Annotated in this window: 18 protein-coding genes; 7 read left to right on the forward strand and 11 right to left on the reverse strand. The window is 62.4% G+C overall.

Going from position 1 to position 14,601, the window contains the following annotated elements; genetic code table 11:
* Both HX899_RS14750 and HX899_RS14755 read right to left on the reverse strand, forming a co-directional pair.
* On the reverse strand, window positions 1-201 hold a 201-nt coding region (locus HX899_RS14750), incomplete at its 3' end, for a DUF167 family protein (RefSeq protein ID WP_181292732.1).
* On the reverse strand, window positions 198-488 hold the full coding sequence (locus tag HX899_RS14755) for a YggT family protein (RefSeq protein ID WP_018448228.1): 291 nt from the start codon (window positions 486-488) through the stop codon (window positions 198-200). The genes HX899_RS14755 and HX899_RS14750, both read right to left, overlap by 4 nt.
* A gap of 139 nt (window positions 489-627) precedes the next feature.
* Here HX899_RS14755 and HX899_RS14760 point away from each other — a divergent pair, with 139 nt between their 5' ends.
* Entirely contained in the window at window positions 628-1,878 is a 1,251-nt protein-coding gene (locus tag HX899_RS14760) for an MFS transporter (RefSeq protein WP_180194856.1), read from the forward strand.
* A 92-nt stretch (window positions 1,879-1,970) separates the two neighbouring features.
* On the opposite strand, the gene HX899_RS14765 is transcribed toward HX899_RS14760, so the two are convergent.
* The 6 genes from HX899_RS14765 to hemC all read right to left on the reverse strand — a co-directional run bounded on the left by HX899_RS14765 (window position 1,971) and on the right by hemC (window position 7,830).
* Window positions 1,971-2,744 (reverse strand): glutamine amidotransferase, encoded by a 774-nt coding sequence (locus tag HX899_RS14765; protein WP_181292733.1) that lies wholly within the window; start codon window positions 2,742-2,744, stop codon window positions 1,971-1,973.
* Entirely contained in the window at window positions 2,713-3,198 is a 486-nt protein-coding gene (locus HX899_RS14770; RefSeq protein ID WP_062941301.1) for a TerB family tellurite resistance protein, read from the reverse strand. The genes HX899_RS14765 and HX899_RS14770 overlap by 32 nt, the downstream gene beginning before the upstream one ends.
* A 17-nt stretch (window positions 3,199-3,215) precedes the next feature.
* Complete coding sequence (locus HX899_RS14775; protein ID WP_181292734.1) at window positions 3,216-4,844, reverse strand: heme biosynthesis protein HemY; 1,629 nt, start codon at window positions 4,842-4,844, stop codon at window positions 3,216-3,218.
* A gap of 4 nt (window positions 4,845-4,848) precedes the next feature.
* Window positions 4,849-6,117: a COG4223 family protein gene (locus HX899_RS14780; RefSeq protein ID WP_181292735.1), complete on the reverse strand. Its 1,269-nt coding sequence runs from the start codon at window positions 6,115-6,117 to the stop codon at window positions 4,849-4,851.
* A gap of 68 nt (window positions 6,118-6,185) precedes the next feature.
* Complete coding sequence (locus HX899_RS14785; protein WP_181292736.1) at window positions 6,186-6,893, reverse strand: uroporphyrinogen-III synthase; 708 nt, start codon at window positions 6,891-6,893, stop codon at window positions 6,186-6,188.
* Window positions 6,894-6,900: 7 nt separating this feature from the next.
* Window positions 6,901-7,830 (reverse strand): hydroxymethylbilane synthase, encoded by a 930-nt coding sequence (gene hemC, locus HX899_RS14790; protein WP_181292737.1) that lies wholly within the window; start codon window positions 7,828-7,830, stop codon window positions 6,901-6,903.
* A gap of 72 nt (window positions 7,831-7,902) precedes the next feature.
* Here hemC and tsaD point away from each other — a divergent pair, with 72 nt between their 5' ends.
* The 6 genes from tsaD (at window position 7,903) to HX899_RS14820 (ending at window position 13,169) form a co-directional block, all read left to right on the forward strand.
* A complete protein-coding gene (gene tsaD, locus HX899_RS14795; protein ID WP_181292738.1) occupies window positions 7,903-9,012 on the forward strand; it encodes a tRNA (adenosine(37)-N6)-threonylcarbamoyltransferase complex transferase subunit TsaD in 1,110 nt (369 codons plus the stop codon).
* Window positions 9,009-9,992: an NAD(P)H-dependent glycerol-3-phosphate dehydrogenase gene (locus tag HX899_RS14800; protein ID WP_181292739.1), complete on the forward strand. Its 984-nt coding sequence runs from the start codon at window positions 9,009-9,011 to the stop codon at window positions 9,990-9,992. The genes tsaD and HX899_RS14800 overlap by 4 nt, the downstream gene beginning before the upstream one ends.
* A gap of 9 nt (window positions 9,993-10,001) precedes the next feature.
* On the forward strand, window positions 10,002-10,295 hold the full coding sequence (locus HX899_RS14805; RefSeq protein ID WP_138331809.1) for a YciI-like protein: 294 nt from the start codon (window positions 10,002-10,004) through the stop codon (window positions 10,293-10,295).
* A gap of 2 nt (window positions 10,296-10,297) precedes the next feature.
* Complete coding sequence (locus tag HX899_RS14810; protein WP_003543603.1) at window positions 10,298-10,729, forward strand: EVE domain-containing protein; 432 nt, start codon at window positions 10,298-10,300, stop codon at window positions 10,727-10,729.
* On the forward strand, window positions 10,726-11,409 hold the full coding sequence (locus HX899_RS14815) for a methyltransferase (RefSeq protein ID WP_180194850.1): 684 nt from the start codon (window positions 10,726-10,728) through the stop codon (window positions 11,407-11,409). The genes HX899_RS14810 and HX899_RS14815 overlap by 4 nt, the downstream gene beginning before the upstream one ends.
* 80 nt (window positions 11,410-11,489) lie before the next feature.
* Window positions 11,490-13,169, forward strand: a complete 1,680-nt coding sequence (locus HX899_RS14820; RefSeq protein ID WP_180194849.1) for a glycoside hydrolase family 3 protein — start codon at window positions 11,490-11,492, stop codon at window positions 13,167-13,169.
* A gap of 596 nt (window positions 13,170-13,765) precedes the next feature.
* Here HX899_RS14820 and HX899_RS14825 read toward each other — a convergent pair.
* From HX899_RS14825 to HX899_RS35575, 3 genes are read right to left on the reverse strand one after another with little or no spacing between them, the layout of a single operon-like run.
* A complete protein-coding gene (locus HX899_RS14825) occupies window positions 13,766-14,179 on the reverse strand; it encodes a DUF3830 family protein (protein WP_138331806.1) in 414 nt (137 codons plus the stop codon).
* Entirely contained in the window at window positions 14,176-14,478 is a 303-nt protein-coding gene (locus HX899_RS14830) for a hypothetical protein (protein ID WP_246697107.1), read from the reverse strand. Before HX899_RS14830 ends, HX899_RS14825 begins: the two co-directional genes overlap by 4 nt.
* On the reverse strand, window positions 14,384-14,596 hold the full coding sequence (locus HX899_RS35575; protein ID WP_348647914.1) for a hypothetical protein: 213 nt from the start codon (window positions 14,594-14,596) through the stop codon (window positions 14,384-14,386). The genes HX899_RS14830 and HX899_RS35575 overlap by 95 nt, the downstream gene beginning before the upstream one ends.
* Window positions 14,597-14,601: the final 5 nt, after the last annotated feature.

Below are 14,601 nucleotides of genomic sequence, written 5' to 3' on the forward strand. Positions count from 1 at the left end.
AATGCGCAGGGATCTTGCGATCAAAAGGATGAGCGCCTTGTTGGCCTTGCCTTTCTCGGGCACGGCAGTGACGCGTGCCTTCAGGAAAGCTTCGCCCTCGCCGTCAGCCTCAACGCCGTCGAGAGCATCACGCCCGCCATTCGGCGTCAACCGGACGGCGAGGCGCAGATGGTCATCGAAAAGGCTCCAGGGACGGCTCAAGCGACCAGCGGGTACAGCGTGGTCCAAAGCAGGGTGCGCAGGAAGAAGATGATCAGCAGCAGGATGATCGGCGAAATATCGATGCCGCCAAGGTTCGGCAGCAGGCGGCGGATCGGCTTCAGCACCGGTTCGGTGACATTATAGAGGAATGTGCCGACCGAATTGACGAACTGATTGCTGGAATTGATAACATTAAAAGCATAGAGCCAGGAAAAAATGGCACTGGCAATCAGGATCCAGGTGTAAATATTCAAAGCCAAATCAATGGTTTGAAACAGCGCAAACATCATCGTCTCCAATTCGTTGTTGACAGACATGTAGACATTGGCGACTAAACGGGCAAGTGCCGTGTGGAAACGCACGGTGAATCATGTTTAACGGGCGGCTTTGCAGCTCTTCCGGCGCCCGTCTCCTCGGAAAACATCCATGTCGTTTTCGCCCACCGGAGACCGTTTTGCCGCGTTCCGGCATTCGTCCTACACGCGGTTCTTCTTCGCGCGCTTCCTGCTTTCCTTCTCGCAGCAGATCGTCAGCGTCGCGGTCGGCTGGCAGATGTACGACCAGACGGGCAGTGCGATCTATCTCGGCTTGATCGGTCTCGTGCAGTTCCTGCCGTCGCTGCTGCTCATCCTCGTCACCGGTTCGGTGGCCGACCGGTACAATCGCCGGGCGATCGCCTCCCTCTGCTCGCTGGTGAGCGCGCTCTGCACGCTGGCGCTGCTCGTCATGACGTTGATGGGAAGCTTCACGCCGCTGCCTGTCTTCGCGGTGCTTTTGATCTTCGGCATCGAGCGCGCCTTCATGTCGCCGGCAGTGCAGTCGCTGGCGCCCAATCTGGTGCCGGAGGAGGCACTCTCCAATGCGATCGCCTGGAATTCGTCGTCCTGGCAGCTCGCGGCAATCACCGGGCCGGTGTTCGGCGGCCTGCTCTACGGTGTCAGTGCGCCGACTGCCTATACGGTGGCGGTGATCTTTTCCGTGCTCGGTGCCGCCCTTCTCTACATGATCCCGAAACCGGTGCAGAAGACGACGGGCGAGACCAAGAGCTGGGCGATGATCCTCGGCGGCTTCAGTTTCATCCGCACCGAAAAGGTGGTGCTCGGGGCGATCTCGCTCGATCTCTTCGCCGTGCTGCTCGGCGGGGCCACGGCGCTGATGCCGATCTTCGCACGCGATATCCTCACCCTCGGTCCCTGGGGCCTCGGACTGCTGCGCGCCGCACCGGGACTTGGCGCCATCGTCATGGCGATCTTTCTTGCCGCCTATCCGCTCAGACATCGCGCCGGCATCTACATGTTCATCGGCGTTGCCCTGTTCGGCATCGGAACGATCATCTTCGGCATATCGACCAACACCGAGGTCTCGATCGCTGCGCTGGCGCTGATGGGAGCGGCCGACATGGTGTCGGTCTATGTGCGCGAGAGCCTGATTGCGCTCTGGACGCCGGATCAGCTGCGCGGCCGCGTCAATGCGGTCAATATGGTCTTCGTCGGCGCTTCGAACGAACTCGGGGAATTCAGGGCGGGCACGATGGCGGCGATCTTCGGCGCGGTGCCGGCGGTCGTCATCGGCGGGGTCGGGACGCTTGTCGTGGCGGCGATCTGGGCGTCGAGTTTCCCCAAACTGCGCCGGATCGACACGCTCGACGCGCCCAGCGCATCGTCGGAATCGGTTTAAGGAAAGGCTCTAAGCGCGACGCGCTTTATTCTAACCTTTGTTTTGTCACAATTCCGGACGGAAAACCGCTTCGCACTTTTCCTGGAATTGCTTTAGGCGCGAAGAGCGATAGAGGACGCTGCCTTCGCCGTCTTTCCCTCGAAGACGATGTCGAGAAATTCGGTCAGCCAGGCTTTCAGCGGCGCGTCGAAGAGCATGCGGCCTTCGAGATGTTCGCGGCCCTGCTGGGCGTTCGGCAGGATGAAGCGATGGGCGCCATGCACGACCCAGCGATGCATCATCACCCGGGTCAGTTCGGCGTGGAATTGCAGGCCCCAGGCGTTGCCGTCGTAGCGAAAGGCCTGGTTCGGATAGGCATCGCCTTCCGCCAGCAGGTCGGCGCCGCGCGGCAGCTCGAAGCCCTCGCGGTGGAAATGGTAGACCATCTTCGGCCAGTGCATCAGCAGGCGACCCTTCTCGGTCGGGTGCAGCGGATACCAGCCGATCTCCGTCGAGCCGTCGGCATTCGACTGCACCTTGCCACCGAGATGACGGACCAGCATCTGCGCGCCGAGGCAGATACCGAGATAGGGGCGCTTTTCCCGCAGCGGAATGTCGATCCAGTCGATCTCCTTCTTGACGAAGTCATCGGGATCATTGGCGCTCATCGGCCCGCCGAAGACGACGGCGCCGGCATGGTCTTTCAGTGTTGTCGGAAGCGGCTGGCCGAGAACCGGGCGACGGATATCGAGGCGGTAGCCCTTTTCGACGAGCAATTGGCCGACACGGCCGGGGCTCGATCGCTCCTGATGCAGGACGATGAGGATCGGGCGCCCGTCGCGGTTTAAGTTTTGCTCAGTCGGCATCATCTTGCGCAACCTGGACATCTGTCACCCTGGCGGCGGCCTCCTGCCGTTTCTGGATGCGCTCGCGCGAGGAGACGCCGAGCAGATCGGCAATACGCCAGATCACATGGTCTTCCATCTCGCTGCGTTCGCCATCGGCATAGACGATGTCCCAGAGGATGCCGATCAGCTCCAGCCGTTGCTCGGTATTGAGATGGCGTTTCAGGTCGGCGGTAAAGCGATAATAGTCGACGGCGGAGCTTTCGGCCTCGAGGCCGGCGGCCATCAGAGCATCGAGCTGCTTGCCGTCGAGCGCATACTGCTCCTTCAGGAGCTTGCGCAGCCGTTTCTTCTCGCTGGCTTTGATCTGGCCGTCGGCCTCCATGACCTGCATGCAGAGCGCTGCCACTGCGATGCGGGGATCGTCAGGGGCAAAACCTTTCTTCGGGTTGTCGGCGGTGAGCTTCTGGAAAAATGCCTGAAAGCGTTCGAACATGCGGTTTTCGTTCCATTTCAAAAAAGGCGGAGCCGTGTCTTGGGTTCCGGTTCCACCCTGGGATCGCGAACGCCGGGATCATCCGGCAGTCCGCCAAAGAAAGGTTTCGCCTCGCTTGGCGCCGGCGCTTTGTCGCTCACGGCCGGTTCGACGGGTTTCGGTTTTGCCGATGTCGGTGCTGGTGCCGGTGCCGGCGTGGGGCGCACAGCTTCGGCAATCGTCGCGGCGCGTTCCAGCTCAATGATGCGATGGTCGTTGACCGGGCTTTCCGGCTTAACGTCACGCAGTGGCGGCAATGTCTTCAAAGCCGTTTCGATCGAGGCTGGCGCCGAACCGTCTTCGAGTGCACCCTCGATCTGGCCGAAGGGCGCCTTCCATTCGAAGGCGTCGAGACGGCCGGTCACCGGCGACACCGGCAGCCACTTGTCGGATACGAAGCCGTCAGCCACCCAGGCCGGATCGCGCGGCGCCTTGAGCGCCTGGGCCAGCCAGTGGCGCACGCGGCCCTGGTCTCCGGTCTCGGCTTCTTCGATGTCGGCCAAAAGCAGGTAGGCGGCTTCACGCGGCTGCATGCGCGCCGCCGCTTCCGCCTTGGCGCGAGCCTTGGCGAATTCCTGCGCATCAAGGGCTGCCTGGGCGACAACGAGAAGGGATTCGACGTTGTTCGGGCGCTGCCCCTCCAGTCGCTCGGCGCGCTTCAGCCGGTCGAGCGTGGAATCGCCGCTGCGGGCCCGGACATAGGCTTGTCCGATCTCAGGATGAGGGGCCGATTTCCATGCCTGTTCGAGGATCGAGGCGGCCTTGCGCACGCCGCCTTCGCGAAACAGCGCCTTTGCGGCGATGAGGGCTGCCGGAATGAAATCGGCGGCAAGCTTCAGCGCCTGCAGAGCGTCGTCGCGGGCACCTGTCGGGTTGCTTTCCAGCTTCTCGCCGGCGCGCGCCGTCAGGAGGACTGCGTGCAGACGGTTGGCTTCGGCCTTTTCGACGACGCGGGCGGCCTTTTGTTGTTCGAGCAGGCGGATCGCATCATCCCAGCGGCCGGCCTGGCTGCGATATTCGAGCGTCGCCTGTGCGGCCCAGGGAAGATAGGGCGCGTTGTCGGCGGCCTTTTCGGCATATTGGCGGGCGGCCTCATTGGCCCCGAGACGGCGGGCTTCCAGATAGAGGCCGCGCAGACCGAGTTCGCGCGTCTCGGGATCGTTGGCCATGGCCTCGAACTTGGCGCGCGCCTCATCATGGCGGCCTTCGATCAGGGCGGCCTGGGCCTCGAGCAGGTTGATCAGCGGTTCCTGATCGGCGCGGATCAGGCCGCGCGAGCGGGCGGCCATCTTGCGGGCAAGCAGCGCGTTGCCGGCGCCGGCGGCGATCAGGCCGGTCGACAGCGCCTGATAACCACGGTCCCGCTTGCGGGCGCGGAAATAACGCGTCACCGAATGCGGCGAAGTCCAGACCAGGCGGACGAACCACCAGGCGATCATCACGGCGGCGACGAGGGCGATGATCGCGCTGGCGGCGACGATCAGCTTCGTCTGGTAGATCTGGCCCTCCCAGATCAGCGAGAGGTCACCAGGACGATCGGCGAGCCAGGAGAAGCCATAGGCAAGAAGCAGCACGAAGAGGGCGAAGACGACAAGGCGGATCAGCATGGTCTCATCCCTCCTTACCGGTGCCGGAGACCGCTTTCGACAGCGCGCCGCCGACCAGTTCCTCGACGCGGATGCGCGCTTCAAGCGATTGCTTGAAGGCAGCGGACGCCTGTTTGCCGAGGGCGGGCAGGCTGTTCCATTCGGCGGAAGCGCCGGGCAGGTCGCCGCTCTTCACCTTCTCCTCCATGCGGGCGGCGATGGCCTCGACGCTTTCGCCCTCGATATTGCCGACGGGTCGGACCGACACCAGTGACTTGGCGCTCGACATCAGCCGGTCCGACCAGCTCTGGTTCGGGTCCGGCTGGTTGACGGCTTCGACGATGGCGGTGGCGACATCGGGAACCTCGCCCACCAACTCGGTGCGGGAGGGGATGCCGGTCTCGGCAAACGCTTTAAGGTCGGCGACGGCCGGATCGTCAGGGGCAACGCCGGCGAAGGTGTCGAGTTCGGCCAGGAACGGGCCACCGCGATCGATCGCCGCCTTCAGCGCGGCAGCGGCGATCGCCCGGGCAACGGCGACGTCCTCGCGCGGCTCGTTCAGCTTCTTTTCGGCCTCTTCGAGGCGCTTGGCGATATCGGCGCCGTTCGTCGTCTGCTGCTCGGATGACTGGGCAAGTGTGGCGCGCAGCTGGTCGAGCTGACCGGTCAGTTCCGCAATCTTCTGGTTGAGTGCCTCGACGTTAGCAGAATCGGCTGGTGCGGCGACTGCGGGGGCCTTCGCAGCCGTTTCCAGTGCAGCGACGCGCTTCGCAAGCTCACCGTCATCCGTGCTCGCCGGATTGGCGGCAAGGTTGGCGACGGCCTGTTTCAGGCCGTCGATCTCACCGGCAAGATTGGCTGTCTCCGGCGAGGTCGTCTGCGGCGCAGACGAGCCCGGGAGGTAACCCGCATACTGGATGGCGCCGGCGCCAAGCAGCGCCACGAGGCCGCCGAAGATGCCGGCCGCAATCAGACCGGAGGTGCCGGCGCTCTTCGGCGCGGACTGTTCAGGAGGGGTAAAGGAAGGTTGCGGGGCTACAGGTTCCTCTTCCGGCACATCCGTTCCAAGCTCGTCTTCACGTTCGGCATGCGACGCAGCTTCGGTTTCGGGCGGCAGGCCGTCATCCGCGGCGGCGGTGCCGTCGGCATCACCGGCTGGGTTCTCTACCGGCTTTTCGGTATCGGCTGCAGTGGCGAATTCCCGTGCATCGAGGTCGATCGTGACCGGCTCGTCGGCGCTCTTCGAATGGCGTGGCGGGTTTCCCGATACCATGAGGTCCTCTTTATCCTGCATTGCAACGAAACTAGACAGTGATGCCAGTTAAGGGAAGAGGTTAGATCAAATTTGGGCAGCTAAAGCCTTCAAAGCAGCGACAAAAGGCTTTTCTCATCCGGCATCGGTGAAATTACTACGTTTTTTCGGAGTGCCGCCGGAACGGCCTCCGCCACCGCCTCGCTGAGGCAGAGAAGGCGGATCCCGCTGTGTTCCGGCACGGCCGATCGCAGTTCCGGCACGCGAAAGAAATCCTCGGCGGTCTGCCGGGAATAGAAGAGAATAGCCTCAGGGTGAGGGCCGGAGAAAATCGCTTCGATCTCGGCCGGGCTGGGGACGACTGGTTGCATACGATAACATTCGGCGACGGAAAAATGGATGCCGAGCTCGCGCAATCTTCCTTCAAAAGTTTCGGCACGCGGGGTGCCAGCGAGGTAGAGCAGCGTGCCCGGTTTCTCTGCCGCGACGAGATCGGCGAGATCGCCGCCGTTGCCCCGGGATGAGGCGACGGATCGGAAACCGAGGCTGCGCGCTTCTTCGGCCGTCGTTTCGCCCACCGCAAAAAGCGGGCGGGCAAGATGCGGGTGAAGTTGCTCGCCGAATGCGGAGAGGACCCTGATGGCTTCGGCGCTGGTCACCGCGATTGCGCCGCTGGTGGTTGCAAGCGCATCTGCGGCGGCATTGCCGTCGTGCAGCGGCCGACGCAGCGGCAGCAGTAGCGGCTCGTGGCCCATATCGCGCAGACGTTGTGCGGTTCTAGTTGCCGAATGCGCGGGGCGGGTGACGAGCACACGCATGGCCGCTTCAGTGCCAGTCGTCGAAAAAGGCGCTGCCGGCTCTGGCGCGCACGTCCTGGCCGGCACGGGTACCGAGCGCTGCCGCATCGCGGCGGTGGCCGTCGGTCGTCACCGCATGCTGGCTGCGGCCGTCGGGGGTGATGATGAGGCCGGAGAACCGGATCAGGTCGCCTTCGCAGACGGCATAACCGCCGATCGGCGTGCGGCAGGAGCCGTCGAGTGCCGCAAGGAAGGCGCGTTCGCAGGAGACGGTGTCGAAGGTCGGGCCATCGTTAACTGGCGCCAGCAGGTCGTCGACCCTGGCATCGCCGATACGGCTTTCGATGCAGATCGCCCCCTGCGCCGGCGCTGGCGGGAAGGTGTCGGGATCGAGGATATCGGTCAGCACGTCGACCTTGCCGAGCCGTTTCAGGCCGGCAAGCGCCAGCAGGGTCGCATCCACCTCGCCCTCTTCGAGCTTGCGCAGGCGCGTTTCGACCAGGCCGCGGAAGGTGATGACGTTGATGTCAGGCCGCATGCGGCGGATCAGCGCCTGGCGACGGAGCGACGAGGAGCCGACGGTGGCGCCATGCGGCAGGTCGATCAGTTTGCGCGCGGTACGGCCGATGACGGCGTCGCGGATGTCCTCGCGCGGCAGATAGGCGGAGAGATAAAGCTCCTCGGGCAGCTTCGTTGCCATATCCTTGGCGGAATGCACGGCGAAATCGAGCTCGCCGGCGGCAAGCTTCTGTTCGAGCTCCTCGGTGAACAGGCCCTTGCCGCCGATCTCGGCCAGCGACCGGTCGGTGATGCGGTCGCCCTTGGTCGTCAGCACGACGATCTCGAACATGTCCTCGGGCAGATGATGCGCCGCCATCAGCCTGTCGCGGGCTTCATGCGCCTGGGCAAGCGCCAGCGGGCTGCCTCGTGTGCCGATCCGGAAAGGTTTTGTTTGCATCCGTTCTATTCCGTTGTTACCGGAGTTCTCGTAAACGGGTTTCCATCCCATCGCAATCAACGAACAGGCTTCATGGTTCCCTTTCTGCGCATCCTTGGCATCGAAACGAGCTGCGACGAGACCGCCGCCGCGGTCGTCGAGCGCGATGCGGAGGGGCATTCCAACGTGCTGTCGGACGTGGTGCTTTCCCAGCTCGACGAACATAGCGCCTATGGCGGCGTGGTGCCAGAGATTGCCGCACGCGCCCATGTCGAAGCGCTGGACGAGCTGATCGAGGAAGCGCTGAAGCGCGCCAATGTGTCGCTCGATGATGTCGACGCCATCGCCGCCACGTCGGGGCCGGGGCTGATCGGCGGGCTGCTGGTCGGGTTGATGACCGGCAAGGCGATCGCCAGAGCCGCCGGCAAGCCGCTCTATGCGATCAACCATCTCGAGGGCCATGCGTTGACGGCGCGGCTGACGGACGGGCTGTCCTTTCCCTATCTGATGCTGCTCGTCTCCGGCGGCCATACCCAGCTCATCCTGGTGCGTGGTGTCGGGCAATACGAACGCTGGGGCACGACGATCGACGATGCGCTCGGCGAAGCCTTCGACAAGACGGCAAAGCTGCTCGGCCTGCCCTATCCCGGCGGCCCGGCGGTGGAGCGGATGGCGCAGGCCGGCAATCCCGATCGCTTCGACTTTCCGCGGCCGCTGGTCGGCGAGGCGAGGCTCGATTTCTCCTTCTCCGGCCTGAAGACGGCGGTACGGCAGGCGGCGCAGGATATTGCGCCGCTCAGCGATCAGGACGTCGCGGATATCTGCGCCTCGTTCCAGAAGGCGGTTTCGCGGACGCTGAAGGACCGTATCGGCCGCGGCCTGAAGCGATTCAAGACGGAATTTCCAGCGACATTCCCAGCGACTGGCGAAAAGCCGGCGCTCGTCGTTGCCGGCGGTGTCGCCGCCAATCTCGAACTGCGCGGCACGCTGCAGGCGCTGTGTGACAAGAATGGTTTCCGCTTCGTCGCGCCGCCGCTCAGGCTCTGCACCGACAATGCCGTGATGATCGCCTGGGCGGGACTGGAACGGATGGCGACCGGCGCCGCACCCGATGCGCTCGACGTGCAGCCGCGCTCGCGCTGGCCGCTCGATTCCAATGCGGAAACGCTGATCGGTTTCGGAAAACGAGGGGCCAAGGCATGAGCGAAAACATCGCCGTCGTCGGATCGGGGGCTTTCGGCACGGCGCTTGCCGCGGTCATCGCGCTTGCCGGCCGCAGCGCCGTGACACTCGTCGGGCGCGATCCGTCACTGATTGCCGATCTGAAGGCCGAACGGCTGCATGATGCGGTACTGCCCGGCATTCTCCTGCCCGATACGCTGGAATTTTCTGCCGAGGCGGATGCGATCACTGGTGCCTCCATCGTGCTGTTTGCAATGCCGTCGCAGGCGCAGGCCGATGCGGCGCGGCAATACGGACCTTATCTTTCCAGGGATGCTGTCGTCGTCACCTGTGCCAAGGGTATCGAACGGGCGACCGGCAATCTTCTGACCGACATGCTGGAACGGGAACTGCCGGACCATTCCGTCGCCGTGCTCTCCGGTCCGGGTTTTGCCGCTGATATCGCCAAAGGCCTGCCGACGGCGATGGCGATTGCTGCAGCCGACATGGAAGTTGCGGAGCGGCTCGCTCAGGCGATTTCCGGGCGGACCTTCCGGCTCTACGCTTCCAACGACCGGATCGGCGTGCAGCTCGGCGGCGCGCTGAAGAATGTGCTGGCGATCGCCTGCGGCATCGTCGAAGGCCGTGGCATCGGCGATTCCGCGCGCGCGGCGCTGATTGCGCGCGGGCTTGCGGAAATGTCGCGTTTCGTCGTCGCCAAGGGCGGGCAGGCGGACACGGTGCGCGGGCTTTCCGGCCTCGGCGATCTGGTGCTGACGGCAACGAGCCATCAATCGCGAAACCTGCGCTTCGGCATCGCGCTCGGGCGCGGCGAAAAGACCGACCCCCTGCAGGGTGCGCTGGTGGAAGGCGCGTTTGCCGCCTCCGTCGCCTCGCGGCTTGCGGCGGAATTGAAGGTCAGCATGCCGATCACCGATGCCATTTCCGCCATCATCGACGGCAAGCTCGATATATCAGAGGCGATAGAGCAGCTGATGACGCGTCCGATCACCACCGAATAGGAGACAGACATGCTTTTCGCCCTTCTCTGCAAGGACAAACCGGGACATCTGAACGTGCGCATGGATACGCGTCCGACGCATATCGAATATCTGAACAAGCTGAATGCCGAGGGCACGCTGAAGATCGCCGGCCCGTTTCTCGATGACGACGGCAAGCCCTGCGGCAGCCTGATCATCGTCGAAGCGGAATCGAAAGAGGCGGCGCGTTCGCTTGCCGATGCCGATCCCTATGCCAAGGCCGGACTATTCGAAAGCGTCGACGTCAAGGCCTACAACTGGGTCTTCAACAAACCGGAGGCGTGAGCATGGCGCATTGGCTCTATAAATCCGAACCCGCATCCTGGTCCTGGGAGCAGCAGAAGGCTGCCGGCGAAAAGGGCACAGAATGGACTGGCGTCCGCAACTATCTGGCGCGCAACAACATGCGGGCGATGCAGATCGGCGACAAAGGCTTCTTCTATCATTCCAATGACGGGCTGGAGATCGTCGGCATCGTCGAAGTCTGCGCCCTGTCGCATCCCGATTCTTCCGCCAAGGGCGATCCGAAGTGGGATTGCGTCGATATCCGCGCCGTCATGGACGTGCCGAAGCCGGTGACGCTGAAGGATGTCAAGGCGAGCGAGAAGCTCGCCAAGATGGCGCTCGTCACCTCGATGCGGCTTTCGGTGCAGCCGGTGACCGAGGAGGAATATCTCGAAGTCTGCCGCATGGGCGGACTGGACAATCCGCCGCGTTGAAGACCGATCCGCAAGCTTTCATCCGCGCCAATACCAGCCTGATGCCACCGCCGCATGTGCCGGAGATTTCGCTCCATCTGGCAAGCGAGGCGCATGAGCTCTGGTTGAAGACGGAGGAGGAGCTGGAAGCGATCGGCCTGCCGCCGCCCTTCTGGGCTTTTGCCTGGGCGGGCGGCCAGGGACTGGCACGCTACGTTCTCGATCATCCGGAAACGGTGCGCGGCAAGCGCGTGCTCGATTTCGCCAGCGGTTCCGGCCTTGTCGGCATTGCGGCTGTGATGGCCGGTGCCCGGGAGGTCATGGCTGCCGATATCGATCCCTGGGCGGAGACGGCAGTCCGGCTGAATGCCGAGGCCAATGGCGTTTCACTCGGATTTACCGGCGCCGATCTGATCGGGCAGGCCGTCGATGCGGATATCGTGCTTGCCGGCGACGTCTTCTACGACCGCGTTTTCGCCGACGCGCTCGTTCCCTGGTTCGCGAAGCTGGCAGCCGACGGCAAGTGGGTGCTGGTCGGCGATCCCGGACGCAGTTACCTGCCGAGAGATCGGCTGGAATTCTGCGCGGTTTATGAGGTGCCGGTAACGCGGGCGCTGGAGGACAGTGAAATCAAGAAGACGACGGTGTGGCGGTTCGCTCGGCACGAGATATCCAAGATGTTCCCGACGAACTTAGCCTGACATCACCGCGCTGGCTTATGACGGGATAGCGTGCATATTCACACGGGCTATCCGCAGAGCGTTGATCAACGGGGGAACTTATGACGATCTACGACGAGCTTCGCAAAGCGCCGTTCAACCTCGACGACGCTGCGATATCCTGGCTCCACGACACCTATGCCTCGCTCGATCTTGATGACAAGATCGGCCAACTCTTCACCTTGATCATGATCGGGACGGATGAGGAGGATTTCAAACGCATTGCTTCACTAAGGCCGGGCGGCGTAACCCGCTTCTTCACGGCTGACCTCGAGTTCGAGCGGCGGGTCATCTCTGACCTCGTGGCCAAGAGCAAAGTCCCGCCCATCATCAGCGCAGACCTCGAAGGCAGCCGTCATTCCTTCGCTTTCGGCACTCCGGTGCTGGGCCAACTTGGTCTTGCCGCCGTCGACGACGTTCAGGCGACCGAGAAAAGTTCGGAAATCCTGGCGCGCGAGGGCCGCGCGATGGGCGTGCGTTGGTCCTTCACGCCAGTCATCGACATAAATGCCGCGTTCCGATCGCCGATTGTCGGTACACGCTCATACGGCTCCGATGTCAACAAGATTGAGCGGCACGCGGTTGCCCATGTTCACGGTCTCCAACGAAATGGCGTTGCCGCTACCGCAAAGCACTGGCCGGGCGAGGGATACGACGACCGCGATCAGCACCTCGTTACGACGACCAATCCGCTTTCCATGGACGAGTGGAAGGAAACCTTCGGTCGGCTCTACGGAACGCTGATCACCGAAGGCGTGTTGGCAATAATGAGCGGGCACATTTCCCTTCCGGCCTATATTCGATCGAAGATGCCAGATGCCGGGCTTGAAGCCTTCCGACCGGCCTCGGTTTCACGGTTACTGAACGTTGATCTTCTCCGAGACGAACTCGGCTTCAATGGCATCATCGTCTCTGACGCGACACCCATGGGAGGGCTGTCCGCCTGGGGCCATCACCTCGATACGCTGCCTGATATCATCGCGAATGGCTGCGACATGATCCTCTTCAGCGATGCACCTGAGGAGGATATGGCGGCGGTCAAGGCTGCCGTCGAAGATGGGCGAATTACTCAGGAGCGACTTGAGGAAGCGGTTCTTCGCGTGCTGGCGCTCAAGGCGCATCTCAAACTTTTTCAACCGTCAGACGTCCTCCCCGATGCGGCGGAAGCGCGCCATCTGCTTGCGCATCCAGACAATGTCGCTGCATCAAGGGAATACATCGGCCGCTCGCCTACGCTTGTGAAGGACGTCAATGGTATCTTTCCGCTCGATCCGGCGAAAACAAAGCGCGTGCTGCTGGTCGACGGCGGCATCATTCATCCGCTCATGCCGCAGCCACTGGAATTCCTGTTGCCCGCGCTGTTGCGGAAGGAAGGTTTCGAAATCACGATCGACCGACCGGACATCGTGCCGACCCCCGACGACTTCGACCTCGTCCTCTACGCGCTAGGCGACGAGTCGCTGCTCGTACGAGGCCGGATATTCATCGACTGGCATAGGATGGGAGGTGGAAGCCTTTTCAAGGCCATGTACCGACCCTGGACGAATATTCCCTCCGTAATGATCTCATTTGGGCATCCCTATCACCTTTACGATGCGCCGCGCGTACCGGCCTATATCAATGCGTACTCCACCATGGACAGCGTCCAGGAAGCCGTCGTTGATTGTATGCTCGGTCGCAAGCCCTTCCTCGGCACCAACCCGGTAGACCCTTTCTGTGGCCTTGAAGATGCGCGCTATTGAAGTCGCTGGGAGCAGAGGCTGCCGGCCTATTGGAACGGGGCAACGGGCGCGTTCCAATGGACTATCCCGGCGACACAGTTCGTCAAGTGTCGCACGCACCGCATCTGTAGAAATGACGCCGCCTCGACGGGAATAGGACCGTCGGCACAGCACCGCCTTACCTGCTCGACAGGGGTATCACAGCGTCATTGCGCATCACCACCTCTATATGGGCGCAGAATGCTGAGAGACGGGCGAGGAGGAATGGGCGGCGAAGCCATGAGCCTCTGCAGAAGAGACATCTTACGCGTTTTGGGCTGCTTCTGCGACGGAGGCAATTCTTGCGCCGCTCTTTTCGCAAGTTCGAAGTCAAAATCAAAAGACATTTCGGGCCTCGTCCACCATTTGGAAATCTCGAAGACTAGAATGCAGGAAACGTGCCAACCGCAGCGTCAGGCGGTGCCGGCACGCCGGCGTCAACCCTGTCGCCTCGCGCTATTGCGCCTAGAACAGGATGATTTTAGGCCGGGTCGGCCTAAAATCTGAATCCTGTTGTAAATTATATAGTTAGAGCATGATCTCAGCCGAAAACCGCCCACACTTTTCGGCATCATGCTCTAGGATACTGCCTCAAATCGAATGGATTGCGCGCCTTCCCACAGCGTGAGGCGCCCAATTTCGGCGAGTTGCTCGAGATTGGAGGTGATTGTGATGAAATGATTGCCAGCCAGTTGGCCCATTTTCGATGAAAAATCGACGCCTCCGTAGGCAAGCAGGATTTCCGTTTCGCTAATGCCTCCCGGGTAAAGGATGATATGACCGGGGGCAGGATGGCTCGTATGGTTCTCATAACCGACGCCGAAATCATGGTCGCCAAGCGGGATCCAAACGCCCTCGCCAGACCAGCGAACGTGCACGATTTTACCATCGAACGGCATCTGCTTGATGAATGCTTCACAGGTTTTGGGCGCTCTGGCAGTTTCCAGGACAGCGTCGAAGATGAATGGCCCTGCTGTAATTTTCAGTTTCATGATGTCGCTCTTGTTAGATTTGACTGCTTGTTGATTTGTCTCGCCGCGGCTTTCCGATATTGGCCGTGGCCCTTGGTACCCACCTGGACGCCGTTTTCGACGACAGGCTTTCCGGCGACAATTGTCGTTATCGGCCAGCCGGTGATCTCGATCCCCTCGTAGAGGGTGATCTCGATCCCCTCGTAGAGCGAATAGTCTGCGCCATCATGCAGTTCCGCATGACGGATGGTCCGTTCGATGGCTGGATCCCAGATCGCGATGTCCGCATCCGCCCGAGGCGTCGATCGGGCGCGCAGCACCCGACAGGCTCTGCCCGATCTGGACAATCTTGCCGTCTTTAATGCCGATATCCGCCTGGAAAACTTCCGCGGCAGTCGCCACCGTGCCGCTCCGGATGATGAGATCGTAGTTGCTCACAAGCC

Origin of the sequence: Rhizobium sp. WYCCWR 11146, assembly GCF_013591995.1 — a bacterium.
Taxonomy (GTDB): domain Bacteria; phylum Pseudomonadota; class Alphaproteobacteria; order Rhizobiales; family Rhizobiaceae; genus Rhizobium; species Rhizobium indicum.